The organism is Pseudomonas nitroreducens TX1, from assembly GCF_000313755.1.
Classification (GTDB): Bacteria; Pseudomonadota; Gammaproteobacteria; order Pseudomonadales; family Pseudomonadaceae; genus Pseudomonas; species Pseudomonas nitroreducens_A.
In genome coordinates this window covers 1-493 of the sequence record NZ_AMZB01000021.1, presented here as the reverse complement: position 1 = coordinate 493, position 493 = coordinate 1, and the positions used below count along the sequence as shown (strand labels likewise).

Sequence of the window (493 nt, the reverse complement as noted above, 5' to 3'; positions counted from 1 at the left end):
GATCAGCGCCTGGCTCGGCAACGTCGGCTACTTCCTTCTGCTGTTCAGCACCCTGGGCTACTTCTTCCCGATCTTCGGCAAGGGCGACACCGTCGCCGCCATCGTCGGCGCGTCGGTCCTGCTGTGGGCCCTGCACTTCCTGGTGCTGCGCGGGATCAAGGAAGCGGCGTTCATCAACACCGTCACCACGGTGGCGAAGGTCGTCCCGCTGTTCCTGTTCATCCTGATCTGCCTGTTCGCCTTCAAGCTGGACATCTTCACCGCAGACATCTGGGGCAAGAGCAACCCGGACCTGGGCAGCGTGATGAACCAGGTGCGCAACATGATGCTGGTCACCGTGTGGGTGTTCATCGGCATCGAGGGCGCCAGCATCTTCTCCTCCCGTGCGGAAAAACGCTCGGACGTCGGCAAGGCCACCGTGATCGGCTTCATTACCGTCCTGCTGCTGCTGGTGCTGGTGAACGTCCTGTCCATGGGCGTGATGACCCAGCCG

General features: G+C 62.5%; 1 protein-coding gene. It reads left to right on the top strand.

What is annotated here, in order from left to right:
• A partial coding sequence (locus C167_RS0100195; protein WP_017516277.1) for an amino acid permease occupies window positions 1–493 on the top strand: 493 nt, incomplete at both ends.